The 15462-nt window shown below is 49.6% G+C and carries 17 protein-coding genes; 14 read left to right on the top strand and 3 right to left on the bottom strand.

Annotation, left to right across the window (positions count from 1 at the left end):
• Positions 1-31: 31 nt before the first annotated feature.
• The 12 genes from pilM (at position 32) to E0496_RS32885 (ending at position 11507) form a co-directional block, all read left to right on the top strand.
• Positions 32-1075, top strand: a complete 1044-nt coding sequence (pilM, locus tag E0496_RS32940) for a type IV pilus biogenesis protein PilM (RefSeq protein WP_141506155.1) — start codon at positions 32-34, stop codon at positions 1073-1075.
• Positions 1072-1674, top strand: coding sequence for a hypothetical protein (locus tag E0496_RS32935; protein ID WP_141506154.1), 603 nt, complete (start codon positions 1072-1074; stop codon positions 1672-1674). Before pilM ends, E0496_RS32935 begins: the two co-directional genes overlap by 4 nt.
• A 2-nt stretch (positions 1675-1676) precedes the next feature.
• Positions 1677-2363 (top strand): hypothetical protein, encoded by a 687-nt coding sequence (locus E0496_RS32930; RefSeq protein WP_141506153.1) that lies wholly within the window; start codon positions 1677-1679, stop codon positions 2361-2363.
• Positions 2364-2575: 212 nt separating this feature from the next.
• Positions 2576-3646 carry a uroporphyrinogen decarboxylase gene (hemE, locus tag E0496_RS32925; protein WP_141506152.1) on the top strand — a complete coding sequence of 357 codons (1071 nt, stop codon included), beginning with the start codon at positions 2576-2578 and terminating at the stop codon, positions 3644-3646.
• On the top strand, positions 3639-4592 hold the full coding sequence (gene hemH, locus E0496_RS32920) for a ferrochelatase (protein WP_141506151.1): 954 nt from the start codon (positions 3639-3641) through the stop codon (positions 4590-4592). The genes hemE and hemH overlap by 8 nt, the downstream gene beginning before the upstream one ends.
• Before the next feature lie 5 nt (positions 4593-4597).
• A complete protein-coding gene (gene hemG, locus E0496_RS32915) occupies positions 4598-6064 on the top strand; it encodes a protoporphyrinogen oxidase (protein ID WP_141506150.1) in 1467 nt (488 codons plus the stop codon).
• A 102-nt stretch (positions 6065-6166) separates the two neighbouring features.
• Positions 6167-7465, top strand: coding sequence for a CapA family protein (locus tag E0496_RS32910; protein ID WP_141506149.1), 1299 nt, complete (start codon positions 6167-6169; stop codon positions 7463-7465).
• Between the two features lie 31 nt (positions 7466-7496).
• On the top strand, positions 7497-8240 hold the full coding sequence (locus tag E0496_RS32905) for a glycerophosphodiester phosphodiesterase (protein WP_141506148.1): 744 nt from the start codon (positions 7497-7499) through the stop codon (positions 8238-8240).
• A gap of 53 nt (positions 8241-8293) precedes the next feature.
• Positions 8294-9160, top strand: coding sequence for a DUF92 domain-containing protein (locus E0496_RS32900; RefSeq protein ID WP_141506147.1), 867 nt, complete (start codon positions 8294-8296; stop codon positions 9158-9160).
• A 685-nt stretch (positions 9161-9845) separates the two neighbouring features.
• Entirely contained in the window at positions 9846-10169 is a 324-nt protein-coding gene (locus E0496_RS32895) for a ChbG/HpnK family deacetylase (protein WP_161601660.1), read from the top strand.
• A 229-nt stretch (positions 10170-10398) separates the two neighbouring features.
• A complete protein-coding gene (locus E0496_RS32890) occupies positions 10399-10563 on the top strand; it encodes a stalk domain-containing protein (protein ID WP_141506145.1) in 165 nt (54 codons plus the stop codon).
• Between the two features lie 65 nt (positions 10564-10628).
• Positions 10629-11507 (top strand): TolB family protein, encoded by an 879-nt coding sequence (locus tag E0496_RS32885; protein ID WP_141506144.1) that lies wholly within the window; start codon positions 10629-10631, stop codon positions 11505-11507.
• A 143-nt stretch (positions 11508-11650) separates the two neighbouring features.
• Here E0496_RS32885 and E0496_RS32880 read toward each other — a convergent pair whose 3' ends face one another.
• Entirely contained in the window at positions 11651-12544 is an 894-nt protein-coding gene (locus E0496_RS32880; protein ID WP_141506143.1) for an SDR family oxidoreductase, read from the bottom strand.
• 154 nt (positions 12545-12698) lie between these two features.
• On the opposite strand from E0496_RS32880, the gene E0496_RS32875 reads away from it, so the two are divergent.
• Positions 12699-13058: a winged helix-turn-helix transcriptional regulator gene (locus tag E0496_RS32875; RefSeq protein WP_141506142.1), complete on the top strand. Its 360-nt coding sequence runs from the start codon at positions 12699-12701 to the stop codon at positions 13056-13058.
• A 191-nt stretch (positions 13059-13249) separates the two neighbouring features.
• On the opposite strand, the gene E0496_RS32870 is transcribed toward E0496_RS32875, so the two are convergent.
• Entirely contained in the window at positions 13250-13978 is a 729-nt protein-coding gene (locus tag E0496_RS32870) for an SDR family oxidoreductase (RefSeq protein ID WP_141506141.1), read from the bottom strand.
• Between the two features lie 234 nt (positions 13979-14212).
• Between E0496_RS32870 and E0496_RS32865 the strand changes: the two genes are divergently transcribed.
• Entirely contained in the window at positions 14213-14575 is a 363-nt protein-coding gene (locus E0496_RS32865; protein WP_141506140.1) for a winged helix-turn-helix transcriptional regulator, read from the top strand.
• A 12-nt stretch (positions 14576-14587) separates the two neighbouring features.
• On the opposite strand, the gene E0496_RS32860 is transcribed toward E0496_RS32865, so the two are convergent.
• On the bottom strand, positions 14588-15301 hold the full coding sequence (locus tag E0496_RS32860; protein WP_141506139.1) for a GH25 family lysozyme: 714 nt from the start codon (positions 15299-15301) through the stop codon (positions 14588-14590).
• Between the last annotated feature and the right edge of the window lie 161 nt (positions 15302-15462).

The following is a 15462-nucleotide window of genomic DNA, read 5'->3' as shown; positions in this document are numbered from 1 at the left end:
TTTAGGATGCTGCCACAAGGGGAGATAAGAGATGAATCCATCCATACTGCGAAAACTAGCGAACGGGCATCAAACCCTGGGCATCGAAATTACGGACAGCGGCGTGAAGATTTGCGAGATTCAGCAAAAGGGCAAACGGTCGATCAGGCTGCTGAATTATTCATCCAGGCCGCTGCCCGCAGGCGTTGTCGATGACGGCAAGGTGATTGATAAGGAGCGGCTGCGAGAGACGATTAAGTTAGCGCTTGATGCAAGAAGATTTACGAGCAAATATGTGCATTTTGCGATACCGAGCCAAATGGCGATGGTCCGAAGCATTAAGCTGCCGGACCTGGTGAACGCGGAGCTGAAGAAGCTCGTGCAGTTTGAAATGAAAAACAACCTGAGCATGGCGTTTGATGACCCTTCATATGATTTTATAAAGCTTCCGAAGTCAACGCAGGATGTAGGGGAAGTGCCCCCAGAAGAAGCCAATCTATGCGAGGTGTTGGTCGTTGCGGCGCCAACAAGCATTTTGCAGGATTATGTGGATGTGCTGGAACAGCTGAAGTTGATTCCGTGCAGTATTGAAATCAAGTCGTTCTCGTTATTGCGGTTGATTGAATGGGGCAAAATCAACGCCGAAGGCATCAATATTATCATCAACGTGAACGAGCTCAATACGGAAATTACGATTATTGACGAAGGCCATTTTAAAATCACGCGTAATGTTGAGGTATCGTTCAAGCCTGTGGTCAACGAAGCAGAGGAAGAGCGTAACAGCTGGCTAGACAGCTATTCCAGCCCAGAACAGGCCTTCACCAACGCTGCCCAGGATTTGATAGCTGAGCTGGAGCGGCTGATGAATTTCTACTATTATAATTTGAATAAGAGTGAACGAACATTTAACAAAATCATGCTTTCCGGCGATATCCCCGAATTGGCTAAGCTCGCTGCTATGATGGATGAAGACGTAGCCCCTCCGGTAACGCTGGTTAGCTGGGACTTGCTGTCGGTCGCAGGCAATTCCGCAAGCTGGGATGTGCCGACCTACGCCGTGCCGCTTGGACTGGCTTTGAGGGGGAAGGAAGCATGAAATCAATAAACTTATTGCCTGCCAAGCAGAAATCCGTCTCCAAAAATCCAAAGCTGATGCCGCTGCTGCTGATCATCACGCTGATTGCGCTGGCTGCTCAATTCTATTATGTGATGACATGGAGCGCGGAGAAGGACGGCGTAGGGCGGGAAAGCTTGCAGCTGAATGAGGAGATTAACGCCATCCGCAGCAATGGGGATTTGAAAGTTAAGGTGGAGGGCTATAAGCAGGCTGAGCAATTGATTGCCCAACTGGAAGAAGCGCGAACCGAGTGGAAGCCTTATTTGGAAGCGATTATCGGAAATTTGCCTGCAACGACCAAGATCGTATCGATCAGTACGGATGACCAGCAAAAAATAAAAATGGAGCTCGATTTCAAGGAATACGACGAGGTCGTTGTCTATATGAAGAAGCTGGAGCATGACAGTAAGCTGAGAGATGTTGCTCTGACCAGCTTCTACAAAAAAGTGGATGAGCAGACGACAGCTGAGATCGTTCCATCTGGGACTGATGGCGGCAAGGCGATACAGACGACGAGAAAATCCGTTTATAAGCTGATGCTGGACATTATGCTTACTAACGATAAAGGAGCCGAATAGCGATGCAAATCAAGTTGAACGGCTCCAAGCCTTCCCTTTCTCAAGGCCAAATTATTTTTATTTCCGCGATTGCGCTATTGGTGGTACTGAATGTTGCTGCGCTATTTCTTTATCTTCTGCCGGAGCTGGACAGCTTAAAGCAAGCCAAGCAAGGGGTGGAAGGGCAGAAGCAAACACTGGAAAGCGTGAGGAACGATTACACGGATGAAAAGATTACCGATGAACAGCTCGAGAAACTAACTAATCGCGTACCTGTGGTGAGAGACGATTCGAATAATCTTATTTTTTTCAACGATGTGGGACAGCTATCAGAGGCGCCTCCTACGCTAATAACCCAGTCAAGCGGAGCGGAAGAAGGACAATCGGCAGAGACTGACGCAGCGGGATCGGGAACCGTCACGACGAGCTTTGAGGTTACGGTAGTCGGGCACTTGCCGAATCTATTGTCGTATATCGATAATCTGCATCATTATGAGCGGTTGTACACGTTGCAAAAATGGAGCCTGACAGAGCTGACTAAGGAAACGGCGAATCAGGAATATCCAGACTTGTATTCACATCCTTTTATTAAGAAGGATAAACCGCTTTTGACCTTGCGCATGAGCATTCAAGCCTATTATTTCCCGCAATTCAAGGACGCTTTCCGTAAGCAGGAGCTGGAGAATGGCAGCGAAGAGCAGACAGCATAAGCAAATATAAAGCAAATGTGATAAGATGGCTTTTTGATAGGGGCGAGATTGCTCTATGTCATAAAGTCATCTTTTTGTTCATAGGACCTTCATGCAGCTGCAAGCTGATTGTCATACTATTGTCATAGGAAGTCGGCGAGCGGCGGTTGTTAGGTTTGACGAAAAAGGGCATAATGGAAGCATAGGAAAATACATAGAAATGGGGAACGGGAATGTCTTATAACGACCGTTTCATACGGGCTTGCCAGAAGGAAAATGTTGATCAAATCCCTGTATGGTACATGCGGCAGGCAGGAAGATACGATCCTGATTACCGCAAAATAAAAGAGAAATATTCATTGCTTGAAATATGCAAGCAGCCGGAGCTGGCGGCTGAGGTTACGATGATGCCGATCCGCAAGCTGGGTGTAGATGCCGCCATATTATATTCCGATATTATGAATCCCGTTGCCTCTATCGGCATTGATTTTGATATCGTTGCTAATATCGGCCCTGTCATTGCAAATCCGATTCGTTCTGCTGCGGACATTGAGAGACTGACACCGATTGATGTAGAGCGCGATCTTAGTCATGTTATCGAAACGATCCGTATCCTGGATCGTGAGCTTGAGGTTCCGCTCATTACATTCGCTGGAGCACCGTTCACGATTGCCAGCTATTTAATTGAAGGAAGACCTTCAAAAAATTATTTGCGAACGAAAGAAATGATGTACAGCGAGCCGGAGCTATGGCATGAGCTGATGCGCAAACTTGGCGATATGGTCATTACTTATTTGCGCGCGCACATTGCGGCAGGCGGCAAAGCTTTTCAATTGTTCGACAGCTGGGTTGGCGCATTGACGCCGGCTGACTTCCGGAAGTTCGTATTGCCTACGATCGAGCGGATTTTTGCAGAGCTTTCGGACTTGCCGCAGCCGAAAATCTACTTCCCGGGCGTAAGCTCAGGAGAGCTTCTGCCGGAATTGCATCAGGTAAAAGCCAATGTTATTGGCCTAGACTGGCGCGTATCGATTGCAGAGGGCAGACGAAGACTTGCGAACGGGTTTGCTGTGCAAGGCAATCTGGATCCTACCATTCTTACGGCACCTATTCAGGTCATTGAAGAATACGCGAAAGAAATTATTGATAGCGGCATAGAGGAGCCTGGCTTTATTTTCAACTTGGGTCATGGCCTTTTCCCTGAAGCATCGATTGAGAAGCTTGCACAGCTTACCTCTTTCGTGCAATCCTATTCGAAAAAAGCCATCGCAGCACGCAATGATAAGGAGGCAAGTCATGTCTGAGCAGCAAGCGAAACAAATCGGAGTACTCGTCATGTCTTACGGCACGCCGGAATCGATGGATGACGTTGAAGCTTACTACACTCATATCCGCAGAGGAAATGCACCCACTCCTGAATTGCTTGCCGAGCTAAAGGGACGTTATGAAGCGATTGTGGGCGGCGTATTTCCGCTGCGTGAAAATACAAATGGGCAGGTCGCCGGCTTGCAGGACAAGCTCGAGCAGCTCTCTCCCGGAAGATTTGTTTGTTACCAGGGTTTGAAGCATGCGAAGCCTTACATTGAAGACGGTGTCGAAGAAATGGCCAAGGCCGGCATTACGGAAGCTGTAGGCATTGTTCTGGCACCACATTTTTCCACGATGAGCGTGGGCAGTTACATTAAACGCGCGGAAGAGAAAGCGAAGGAACTTGGGGTTGCCATGACTTTTGTCAAGCAATACCATATGCATCCAAAGCTGCTTCAGGCGCTTACGGACCGCGTGGTGGATGGGTTAGGACGCTTGGCAGCCGCAACGGACGGCGAAGAGAACGTGAAGGTGCTGTTCAGCGCGCATAGCTTGCCTGTGAAGATTCGGGAGGTTGGCGACCCTTACGAGCAGCAGCTGCTGGAAACGTCAGCGGCGGTTGCGAAGGCAGCTAATGTGAAGGATTGGCAGTTCACATGGCAAAGCGCAGGGCGGACGAGAGATCCGTGGTTAGGGCCGGATATTTTGGAAACCTTGCCTGAGCTTGCGGAACAGGGCGTGAAAGCGGTGCTGGTTTCACCTGTTGGCTTCGTTTCGGATCATTTGGAAGTATTGTATGATCTGGATATTGAAGCGCAGGCTGCATCGAAACAGCTGGAAATCACATTGGATCGCATTGCGATGCTGAATCGCGATCCTCTTTATATGGAAACGTTGGCGGAATCAGTCATCGAGGCGTTGGATAGCCACGGGAAGGAATGAATGGGATGCGGAGAATCGGAAAGCCTGATCGAATTGTCATTATTGGCGGGGGGATCAGCGGACTGAGCTCCGCTTTTTATTTGCAGCGGGAAGCGGAGCGGCAAGGCAAGGACATAGAAATCACCATCGTAGACGGTGCGCCTGCCTTTGGCGGAAAAATAAATACGCTGCAGCGTGACGGATTCGTCATTGAGAAGGGACCGGATTCATTTTTGGCGCGCAAGCTGGCCATTATAGATTTGGCGACAGAGCTTGGCTTAGAGAACGAGCTGACGACGACGAATCCGGGAGCGAAGAAAACGTATATTTTGCATGAACGAAAATTGTTTCCGATGCCTCCCGGTCTTGTTCTTGGCATCCCAACGGAAATAGGGCCATTTGTCAAAACAGGGCTATTGTCTTGGGGAGGCAAGCTGCGGGCGCTTATGGATTTGGTGATCCCTGTGCGTAAAGACGAAAGCGATGAATCGCTTGGCGGGTTTCTGGAGCGCCGGGTCGGCAATCAGGTGATGCGGCGGATCGCTGAGCCGCTGCTTGCAGGGATCTATGCGGGTGATTTGAAGAAGCTCAGCTTGCAGGCTACTTTTCCCCAATTCGGAGCATCGGAGCGAAAGCATGGAAGCTTGATCCGAGGCATGCAGCATAACCGGAAAGCAAGTGCCGCTGCGAACACGCTCCCAGCAGTGGCAAAGGGAGGAACCTTTCTTACTTTTAAGGGAGGCTTATCGACTTTGGTTGACGCGCTTGATCAAGCGCTGAGCAAGGCGCATAGGCGTCTTGGCACGAAGGTGCTTGAGATTAAACGCCATACGGGCAGCACGGATGCGAGCCATGATGAGCTTTCGAGCGAGCTGCAAGCCGCACGTTATGAAGTTGTTCTGGATAGCGGGGAATGCCTGCTGGCAGACCGTATCGTCATGACAGCGCCTGCTTATGATGCGGCCGATCTGCTTGAGCCATTGACCGATTGCCATGAGCTCCGCGGGATAAATTATGTATCGGTTGCCAATGTGGTCATGGCATTTGATAAAGCGACGTTTGGGCTGGATTTTGACGGGTCGGGCTTTGTTGTGCCTCGTTCCGAGGGGCTGCACATTACGGCTTGTACATGGACCTCCAATAAATGGCTGCATACGAGCCCGGATGACCGGGTGCTGCTGCGCTGCTACGTCGGCCGCTCTGGCGACGAGGAAAGCGTGAGGCTCCCTGACGCCGAATTGATCAAGGCTGTTCGAAGAGATATTGAAGAAACGATGGGCATTAAAGCCAATCCGTTGTTTACTGAAATTACGAGACTGCCGCGTTCGATGCCGCAATACCCGGTCGGACATTTGACGAACATGAAGGCGCTGCGCGATCGTTTGGAGAAAGAATTGCCTGGCATTTGGATTACCGGTGCAGCCTTCGACGGCGTTGGATTGCCGGATTGCATCAGGCAGGGCAAGGAAGCGGCGCAGGCGATTTTACAATAGAAAATAGGAAGAAATGTTCTCCCATCCAAGGTGGATCATTGCTATAATGGTAGAGTCTAGCGCTTGCTGGACTTTAAGCCTAATGCAAAGGAGCCATTTTCGATGCAAGTATCCCGTTCTGAAACGCATGCGCAGGACAAGCTTAACCGCAAAAAAAGGCTCAAAAGACGGATGATTGTTAATTTTACGTTGTTTGGTATTATCATTATATTGTTAGGCGGATGGTTTGCTGTCTCGAAAGCGGATCAAATTAAAGATTGGTTGAGCTTCTCAGGTGGAGGCACGAAAGAGCAGGCTGGTAAATCCGGAAACGAAGGAATAGTCGGCGACGACGAAGCAGCGAATGGAGCCAATTCTTCAGCGGAAGAGCCAGAAAGCGGCAATAACGGCGGAGCGGCCCCTCTTCCGGAGGAGGAAGAGGGGGGCGCGGCTGATCCGGGAGCGGAATCAGGTGCAGAGGACAGAGTCAGCTTGTCCTTCGTCGGGGATTTGCTAGTTGCAGACTATGTGGCTGCGGTTACCGAACGTGAGGGCTATGATTATTTGTATAAGCAGGCGCTGCTCTATCTCAGCGAGCCGGATTTGACAGCAGGAAATTTAGAATTTCCGGTGACGAACAGGGGAACTCCTGTGACGGGAACACCATACGTATTTAAAGGCTCGCCCGATGTGCTTCCATCTATGCGCAATGCGGGCTTCGATATTATGAGCCTTGCGAACAACCATGCGCTGGACCAAGGCGTGGAAGGCATGCTGGACACCATGAAGTATTTGGACGAAGCGGGTATCGAGCATATGGGCGCAGGCAATGATGCGGCGGAAGCTTTTGCGCCGGTGATTAAAGAGGTTCGCGGCATTAAAATTGCTTACGTCGGCCTGAGCAGGGTCGTGCCCTTTAGCTCGTGGAAAGCAGACAAGAATACGCCGGGCCTCGCAGAGAGCTACGATATCAAACGGGCGACGGACGCAATTGCCAAAGCGAAGGAGCAGGCGGACCTTGTCGTTGTCATGGTTCATTGGGGCAAGGAACGTGTCGACCAGCCGGAAGCGTACCAGACGGACTTCGGCAAGCAATATATCGATGCAGGGGCCGATCTTGTAATCGGGAGCCATCCGCATGTGCTGCAAGGGTTTGAAATGTATAAAGGCAAATGGATTGCATACAGTTTAGGAAACTTTATTTTTAGTTCATATCCGAAGGAAACCGCTGGCGAGACCGGGGTGCTTGACGCTTTATGCACGAAGAGCGGGGACTGTGAGATGACCTTCCATCCGATGTTTACAGTCGCAGCACAGCCGACTCCGCTTGAAGGCGAAGCGGCCCAAACGCTGCTGGATCGTCTGTCATCGATATCCTTTGGCGTAAAGTTGAAAGAAGATGGCCGACTCGTTGCTGAATAACGGATACCGTTCTTGAAAGGATGATCGCTTGATGAGAAATCCGTGCGTAGCGCATAGAGGCTGGTCTAGCCGCGCGCCGGAAAATACGATGGCTGCGATCCGGATGGCCATTCAGGATCCAGACGTGGAATGGATCGAGATTGACGTTCACCTATCGAAGGACCATGTACCGGTTGTTATCCATGATCCTACGCTGCGTAGGACGACAAACGGGAAGGGCGAAGTGAAGAACCTGACCGCTGCTGAGCTCACGTCACTCGATGCGGGCAACTGGTTTTCGCAGAAGTATCAGGGAGAGCCAGTGCCGACGCTTGACCAGGTGTTGAAGGAGACAGTTGGTCATTGCAAGCTCAATATTGAGCTGAAGACCAACGGCATTCGCTACCCTCTGATTGAGCAGAAGGTACTGGAATGCATTCAGTTGTATAAGGCGGAGAAAGAAGTTGTTATTACTTGCTTTCATGAAGGGACCTTATACCGAATGAGGAAGCTTTCCGGCATTATTCGCACGGGCTTAATCATTGACGGCTGGCGGAATACGCTCCCGAAGGAGCTTAAGGAGCTTAGTTCGGATTTTCTGTCCATTGCGTATACGAAGCTGAATAAGGAGCGCGTAGCGCTGCTGAAAGAAGCAGGCATTCAGATCATGGCGTGGACCATTAATGAGAAGCGTGCGATCCGCAAGGTTGCTGAGCTTGATCCTGCGATCTTGATTTGTACAAATTATCCTGATCGTTGGCATGAGGTACGGCAGCAGACGGTTAGCCATAGGTAAGGGGTAACTAGCTACTTGAGTAGTTTACCGCTAAACGGGAGGTCGCGATTGGCATGGTTGGTATTGTGGATGAATGGTGGTTAAGGCTGCTTGCCGGTTTAATCGGCAGCGGCCTTATTGCTGCGGCAGCCTATCGCTCGCGTTCGCTCGCACTTTCAGGCGCGTGGTCGGCTGTGGTTATGGGCACGGGTTTTGCGGTGCTGGGCGAGCCGGTATGGTTTTGCTTGCTGATCGCTTTTTTCGTATCTTCGAGCTTTTGGTCGAAGTGGAAACGGAAGCACCGGGCCAAGGCAACGGCGGAAGCGAAATATGAGAAAACCGGCCGGCGCGATGCCGGACAGGTGTGGGCTAACGGCGGCGCAGGCTTGCTCCTGTGCGCCGCGAATGCGCTGTGGCCGGATCAAGGCTGGCTGTTTGCGTATATCGGCGTGATGGCTGCGGTTAACGCCGATACCTGGGCCACCGAGATCGGGGCCCTCAGCAAGACGGCGCCGCGATCGGTAACGAGCGGCAAGCCGGTAGCCCCTGGCACGAGCGGCGGTGTCACGCCGCTCGGCAGCGCAGCAGCGCTCGCAGGCGCCGTGTTCATCGGCGCCGTTGCCGCGCTGCTGCTGGCGGCCCCGCAGCCTGCAGAGGCTGCTGCGGGTACGCCAGGCGGCGGAGCCTTGGCGGCGGCGTACATCGCCGCCGCGGCCGCCGCCGGCCTGGCCGGTGCCTTCGCCGACTCGCTGCTCGGCGCAACGGGCCAGGCCATGTTTCGCTGCCGGGTATGCGGCAGCGAGACCGAGCGCGCCGCGCATTGCGGGAGCGCGGCGGAGCGTATGCGCGGCTTCGCCTGGCTGAACAACGACAGGGTGAACCTCCTGTCGTCGCTGTTTGCAGGCGCGCTCGCCTGGGGCATTGGCTATGTGCTGCTTTGAATAGCGAGAGATCATTGCATTACCAGGAAGAAGGCTAGCTCTGTGAAGTTGCTTGAGCCAAGATGATACCTTTTGGTCCTGGCAGGGGCAGCTCGTCAAGTTCTCCGAAGCAATCCCGCCCATGCGATTGTCGGTTGTAAACGCGACTAAGAGTATCTGGCTTTCGCCTATGCTCACATAAAGTTTTAATCAGTGATAGCGTATGTGTGGCCCACGAGGCGCTTCTTTTATTAATTAAGCTATCCTGCACGCTTGCAATAACTTCGCCTGTTTTTCCATTGCGGCCCCTGCTATGTTGTACCTACGCATTTAAATCGACCGTTTCAGCTTCAATCGAACCAAGAGAGAGGTCTATCATGTACGATGTACAGCATAGGTGAGTAAATGTAATAAAAAGGGTAAGCTAGCCTGCAAAAGTACAGGCTAGCTTAGAGCTCCAGTGTTTTTCGTATATGCATCAATTAGCAGGTTGGTTGAGACTTTCAAACTTTACCACTATTGCATCAATTAGCATACTGGATCAGAATCCTAATTCTGATCACTTTTGTATCGACTAGTAGGCTGGTTCAGAGTCCTGAATGGTATATACTTTATCTTTCAGCAAATAGGGACGCAAACACATCATGTGTTTGTGTCCCTATTTGCCGTCCAATGGGTGATGAAACCATTTAAAAGAGGAAGTTTTATGACAGAGAAACTAGGTTATTCAGCAAACGAGCGGCTGCTCATTATTCATGCTGATGATTTTGGATTAACGCGCGAGACCAACGAGGCGATCCTACAGTCCTTCGAACATAGGACGATAACTTCGGCCTACGTCATGATGCCATGTGCTGCCGCAAGCGAAGCCATCGGTCTGAGCATTCAAAGGGGGAAAGATGATATTGGCATTCACCTGAGTTTGACAAGCGATGAGAGTGGGTTTTCCGTCCAGGTGTCATTGCTAAAGCTGTTTGACGCCTCGCATGCCGATTGGGATATCCTTGAACTGTCGTTAAAGAGAGAGTAACGGATATAAAATGAATTTTATGTGTTAACTGAAGAGTAACAGATTAACCGTATACAGCATCTGCTGGATGGTCTTATATATATTTAGGAGAATTATGCGTTGGATCATAGAGAGTGCTATGATTTTGCTACGAACAAACGGAGTGATTTGAATCACCAGGTGGACAGGTCGATTATTCGAATCAAATCGTGACCGTCTCTTATGGATCAAATGTGATCAAGATGGAGCTATGCAAGCTAGACGCAACCATAAACGGAACACCCGTAAAACTGCCGGCTCCCGTGCAAGCGATAAACCGGAAACGCTCATTCCGCTGCGTTTTGTTGCGCAAGCTATGGGCGCAAGTGTACGATGGGATGGGAAGAATCAACAGGTTCTGATTGCGACGAAATGATTTTTGAACATGAACATGATTATTAGCCAAATGGTTTCAAAAGTAATCCAAAAGGATGGTAGCCGATGCAGACGATTCAAAACGCCACTCAGACCAATGAGCGAAAGGTAACAAGCTTTCTCGAAAGTCTTGACGTAAAGACGGGCGAACGCAAGGTGCTTGCTGAATTTGAACAATTAATTGAAGCACCAAACTGGACTCAGGATGGCAAATCCCTAATCTACAACAGCGACGGACTTTTATACTCCTTTGATCTTGTGACCGGAACAAGTGAAGCTATTGATTCCGGCTATGCGAATCGCTGTAATAATGACCATGTCTTATCGCCAGATAGCAATCAAATTGCGGTTAGTCACCATTCGAAGGAGGATGGCCAATCACGCATTTATATATTTCCTTTTGAAGGCGGCCATCCGACGTTGATTACGGCGCTTGCGCCGAGTTATCTTCATGGCTGGTCGCCTGATGGGCAGACGCTTAGCTATTGCGCGGAGCGGAAGGGACAGTACGACATTTATACGATTCCAACGGCAGGGGGAGTAGAAAGTCAACTAACGGATACAGCTGGACTTGATGATGGTCCTGAATATTCACCAGATGGCCGCCATATTTGGTTCAACTCGACAAGATCGGGTCTAATGCAGCTGTGGCGGATGAATGTGGATGGCACCGAGCAGACGCAAATGAGCTTCGATGAGAGCAATAGCTGGTTCCCGCATGTGTCGCCGGATGGGGAAGCGGTTGCTTATCTAACCTATCGCAAGGATGACGTTGCGCCAAATGACCATCCGGCGAACAAAAACGTAGAGATTCGGATCATGCCGATCCATGGCGGAGAATACCGCACGCTTGCCGAGCTGTTTGGCGGGCAGGGCACCATAAATGTGAATTCTTGGTCACCTGATTCTACTAGACTTGCATTTGTCAGTTACCGCCTGGATTAATAGGGGAGCATTATTCGCCTGTATGCCATTAGATCGGTTTACGAAGCTCAACGTGTACAACAAAAGCGTCAGTCTCCGACATGGAATCTCGTGCGGAACTGACGCTTGTTTGAATACAAGCGAAGGTCGTGCAAGCTTTTTGTTTATTTAAAAATCCCTTGGCTTATCGCTTGTTGAATCCATGCTTCTGTTGATGTGCCACCAAGATCTGGTAAGAGGGATGAGGCTGAACCGTCTGGGAGAGGCATGCTCTCGCTATTGTTTTGAATCCAGCTATATAGCCCTGCGAGACCCGCGCTTGTCTCTGCTCCGAGCAGAGGCGTGAGCGCCGCTTTAAAATTATCGATGGCAAGGGAGTGGAAGCTCACTGGACGGGCGAGCGCCTTGCTGAATAGTTCTGCCAGCTGATTGCCGCTTAATGCTTCGGAACCGTGGATTTGTAGGGTTTGACCAGCCAGTTCGGGATGCTGTATAGCATACAGAGCGTACGCTGCGGCATCGTCTATACTCACCCATGAGAGAGGCTGCTGCGCTGGGACGGGATACGCCAGTACATTTCCTTGCAAGATTCCTGGCAGGCAAAGGTTTTCCAAATACAGCGTGGGCTGCAAGAAGATATACGGCAAGCCACTATGGCGAACAGCGTCCTTAAGCTCTCTTTTGATTTCTATAGCTGTAGCATCCGTTTCGTGCTCGGGAACATAGACGTTCGTATTTACCACGAGGAGTTGGGCCTTGGCGGTAATAGCAGCCTCGACGGCATGCTTGATATAGCTTCGAACCTGAGATAAATGAAAATCAACCGGCAGCTGCAAATAAACAATATCGATGTTAGCGTGAGCCTGAACAAGGCTGTCCAATTGGCCAAGCTCTCCGATCACGGGATGAATACCCGCAGAGCGAAGCTGGCTTTCTTTATCTTTTGAACGTGCGATGGCGTAAACTTCATATCCATCCTTGATTAACTTTTGCGCTACGGCGCCTCCTTGAACTCCTGCTGCTCCGTATACCAAAACCTTCTTTTTTGCTTCTGACATGATGAACTTCCTCTCTGTATTTTATTTTCGGGAAAGCTGTTAAAGGGTGTTTCGTTATGCTATAACCATAATAGTAGATAGAATTTTATAGCGTAAGTACGCACATTTTTTATATGTAGTATCATTTTTTATACCGAAATGGAGAATAAGTTAAATGGAAAAACCACCAACAACATGCCCTGTTGAGGTTGCGGTGAAGCTGATTGGCGGCAAGTGGAAAATCGTGATTTTATATCAGCTTGCCTATCATGGGCCGAAGCGGTTCAATGAGCTTCGAAGAATATTTCCCGAGGTAACCCAGCGGATGCTCACCCTGCAGCTCCGGGAACTTGAGGAAGATGGCATTATTGTCCGCAAGGTGTACCATGAGGTGCCTCCCAAAGTAGAATATTATTTATCGGAGCTTGGGAACAGTATTTTACCCGTATTGCTGCAGCTGCAGGATTGGGGATTGTATTATATGGAGCAGAAAAAAAGTCATCCGTCTCCCCCGCAGGATATGCCGTCTACGTAGATGCTAATTGATTATTTAGTTTTAAATTAATACCTATTATTTGCTCGTTAAGAGCGAGGTGCTGAAGGCAGCTAGCTGGTGCTGGAAAAAGCACCCCACACGTTTGGGTAACGTTAAGTTGGATGTACATGGGCATTTTCCTAAACAAAAACAAAGCACGGCTGCTCGCAGCCGTGCTTTTTAGCATTTATTTATCGCAAAATATAACCGCCATCAGGGAATAGCGTGCTGCCGGTCGTATAGCCATTTGTCATCAGGTAGATCGTCGTATGGGCAGCTTCATCGGCGTGGCCGATTTTGCCGAGCAGATTTATTTTGGCATACTCGTCATAGGACTGGTCCCTTACTTCCTGCGCAGCGCCTTCCCAATTAAAGGCGGTTCGGATGGTGCCCGGTGAAATAACATTGACCCGAACCGGCGCGAGCTCCACGGCGAGCGCCTTGCCGAGGCTTTCGATAGCCCCGTTGCATGCGGCATAAGAGGCGCCTCCCGAGAGGGGGCGTTGGCCGAAGGCTCCCGACATCAGTACGATGGAGCCGCTAGCGCGGATAAACGGAGCTGCATATTTCGAAGCATTGTATTGCGGCCAAAACTTGGCGTTAAAGCAGCTATGAGCGGTCTCGGCATCAGACGATAGAGGGCCTCTAACATAGGAGGCACCCGGTGTGAACAAATGGTCAAAGGAACCTATCTTTTCGAAAAATGACTTCAACTGCTGTTCATCCCGATTATCGAGCACATAGGCTGTCAATTCTTCTGATGCTAAATATTGCTTCGCTTGGTTCAAACGCTCTTCGGAGCGTCCGGCTATAATCACATGTGCGCCTTGGTCTAAGGCTTGTTTGGCGGTAGCAAGGCCTATGCCAGAGCTCCCTCCAATAATGACAATCCGTTGGTAACGCAATGATAAATTTGCCATGAGGTGCATTCTCCTCCATCTCTTTAGAACGATCTTAGCGGTTCGGCTTCTCTTCACTTGAATGGATCTAATTGATCTCGTACTCCATTATTCGCTATAAGAATAAAGCTGCCAAGTACGCATTTCAATCGTACTAGGTCACAAATTTCGTACTATTTGTCGTGAAGCGCTCTGCCTGGGATAACGTGCAAAAGGACAAGTTGTTAGGTATGATTAGCAGGAGGAGGTGTTTAGATGGAGAGGGGTTTGAAGGAGCCTAGATTGAAAGGTGTGCTGACTACTTTAGAAATGATCGGTGGAAAATGGAAGCCGCTCATTCTATTTATATTGCTCATAGATGGAACCAAACGCTTTGGTGAGCTTAGGCGTCTCATACCGGATGTCTCCCAAGGAACGCTCGCGAAGCAGCTGCGCGAACTCGAGGAGGATCAGCTAATTACCCGAGAGGTTTTTCAGGAAGTACCGCCACGGGTGGAATATAGCATTTCAGAGCATGGAAAAACGCTGACCGCCGTATTGGACAGCATGTGCGGTTGGGGAAGAAAGCACCAAGCCTTTGTGGAGGATACGACGGTCATTACTGGAGCGGACGGTTAACGGTTCGCTGGCTTATGATTTGAATTTTGCGTCGAAGGCAGCCTGATTTCCATTAAATACATTAATGTCAACATAGGTATCAATGCCTTCGATTCGTCCCCGATTGCAATATTGCCAAAATAGCCAATCCCGCTTATTCTTTAAAGCCGGATGCATGACGATGTCGCGAATCCAAATCTCGTATTCTTCAAAATCGCTGCCGATGTACGTGTTGAAAGTATCATAGGTGACATATAATATCGGCTTTTTCATATAAACCTCTTCAAGCTTTGCTCCCATCGCCCGTATTTCATTCTGAATCGTTGAAACATTATGCGTAAGTGCGATCTCGATATCAAGCACAGGCGGGAGGCTGGCTTCCTCATTAGGCACAACCTTTATAAAATGGCCTGCTTGCTCGGCACCTGAGCTTCTGGCAGAGAAAAAGTGATAGGCGCCGACCAACAGTCCGTTTGCTTTAGCAAGCTCCCAGTTTTTCTGAAACGTGTCATCGGTATAATCATGTCCTTCTGTTGCTTTCATATAGGCAAATTGGTATTTTTCCGTCGCCCCGATTGTTTTCCAGTCGATATTGCCTTGATAATGGGATACGTCGAGCCCCCTCACTTTATAGCTCATTGCAAATACACTATTGTGCCAGATGATGCCTTTGTACTCCAATACTCCAAAAATCAATATAAACCCTAGTAAAGCTAAGATGGCTCTTTTTATTTTCTTTGCTCTCATGGTTCCACCCCCGAAAGATTACCAGCTTATCCCATGACGCGCTTTGCAAGGAAAAAGTTGCTCAAATAAGAAGAAACGCCTTCGGCTTCCTTTAGATGCTGAAGTAGCTTTGAAGGTGGGAATATAAGCCCTTTATAAGCTAACAAACTTATACCTTCTTA

Source organism: Paenibacillus luteus (assembly GCF_006542765.1).
In the GTDB taxonomy this organism is placed as follows: Bacteria; Bacillota; Bacilli; order Paenibacillales; family Paenibacillaceae; genus Pristimantibacillus; species Pristimantibacillus luteus.
Note: the sequence above shows the minus strand (reverse complement) of the source record. Positions and strands in the feature narration are given on the sequence as shown.

What these genes read in the sequence shown, in the direction of transcription:
- pilM (WP_141506155.1), top strand. Translation starts at nt 32, where the DNA reads ATGAATCCATCCATACTGCGAAAACTAGCGAACGGGCATCAAACCCTG.
- E0496_RS32935 (WP_141506154.1), top strand. Translation starts at nt 1,072, where the DNA reads ATGAAATCAATAAACTTATTGCCTGCCAAGCAGAAATCCGTCTCCAAA.
- E0496_RS32930 (WP_141506153.1), top strand. Translation starts at nt 1,677, where the DNA reads ATGCAAATCAAGTTGAACGGCTCCAAGCCTTCCCTTTCTCAAGGCCAA.
- hemE (WP_141506152.1), top strand. Translation starts at nt 2,576, where the DNA reads ATGTCTTATAACGACCGTTTCATACGGGCTTGCCAGAAGGAAAATGTT.
- hemH (WP_141506151.1), top strand. Translation starts at nt 3,639, where the DNA reads ATGTCTGAGCAGCAAGCGAAACAAATCGGAGTACTCGTCATGTCTTAC.
- hemG (WP_141506150.1), top strand. Translation starts at nt 4,598, where the DNA reads ATGCGGAGAATCGGAAAGCCTGATCGAATTGTCATTATTGGCGGGGGG.
- E0496_RS32910 (WP_141506149.1), top strand. Translation starts at nt 6,167, where the DNA reads ATGCAAGTATCCCGTTCTGAAACGCATGCGCAGGACAAGCTTAACCGC.
- E0496_RS32905 (WP_141506148.1), top strand. Translation starts at nt 7,497, where the DNA reads ATGAGAAATCCGTGCGTAGCGCATAGAGGCTGGTCTAGCCGCGCGCCG.
- E0496_RS32900 (WP_141506147.1), top strand. Translation starts at nt 8,294, where the DNA reads ATGGTTGGTATTGTGGATGAATGGTGGTTAAGGCTGCTTGCCGGTTTA.
- E0496_RS32895 (WP_161601660.1), top strand. Translation starts at nt 9,846, where the DNA reads ATGACAGAGAAACTAGGTTATTCAGCAAACGAGCGGCTGCTCATTATT.
- E0496_RS32890 (WP_141506145.1), top strand. Translation starts at nt 10,399, where the DNA reads ATGCAAGCTAGACGCAACCATAAACGGAACACCCGTAAAACTGCCGGC.
- E0496_RS32885 (WP_141506144.1), top strand. Translation starts at nt 10,629, where the DNA reads ATGCAGACGATTCAAAACGCCACTCAGACCAATGAGCGAAAGGTAACA.
- E0496_RS32880 (WP_141506143.1), bottom strand. Translation starts at nt 12,544, where the DNA reads ATGTCAGAAGCAAAAAAGAAGGTTTTGGTATACGGAGCAGCAGGAGTT.
- E0496_RS32875 (WP_141506142.1), top strand. Translation starts at nt 12,699, where the DNA reads ATGGAAAAACCACCAACAACATGCCCTGTTGAGGTTGCGGTGAAGCTG.
- E0496_RS32870 (WP_141506141.1), bottom strand. Translation starts at nt 13,978, where the DNA reads ATGGCAAATTTATCATTGCGTTACCAACGGATTGTCATTATTGGAGGG.
- E0496_RS32865 (WP_141506140.1), top strand. Translation starts at nt 14,213, where the DNA reads ATGGAGAGGGGTTTGAAGGAGCCTAGATTGAAAGGTGTGCTGACTACT.
- E0496_RS32860 (WP_141506139.1), bottom strand. Translation starts at nt 15,301, where the DNA reads ATGAGAGCAAAGAAAATAAAAAGAGCCATCTTAGCTTTACTAGGGTTT.